Origin of the sequence: Lysinibacillus sp. GbtcB16 (genome assembly GCF_019091145.1) — a bacterium.
GTDB classification, from domain to species: Bacteria; Bacillota; Bacilli; order Bacillales_A; family Planococcaceae; genus Lysinibacillus; species Lysinibacillus fusiformis.
Genome location: NZ_JAGXJV010000899.1, coordinates 1 through 234, shown reverse-complemented (window position 1 = coordinate 234; position 234 = coordinate 1). Strand labels below are relative to the sequence as shown.

Genomic DNA, 234 nt, shown 5'->3' with positions numbered 1-234 from the left:
AGCTATCTTAGCTGCTGCGGAAGAAGAAAAATCTCCTGTAATCCTAGGTGTATCTGAGGGTGCAGCCCGTCATATGACTGGTTTCAAAACAGTTGTAGCTATGGTTAAAGCTTTAATCGAAGAAATGAACATCACTGTTCCTGTAGCGATTCACCTTGACCATGGTTCAAGCTTCGAAAAATGTAAAGAAGCAATCGATGCAGGTTTCACATCTGTAATGATCGACGCTTCTCA

At 41.9% G+C, this 234-nt stretch carries 1 protein-coding gene; it reads left to right on the top strand.

From position 1 onward, the window contains the following. The coding region (locus KVT27_RS26245) for a class II fructose-bisphosphate aldolase (RefSeq protein WP_217582342.1) at window positions 1-234 on the top strand (234 nt) is incomplete at both ends.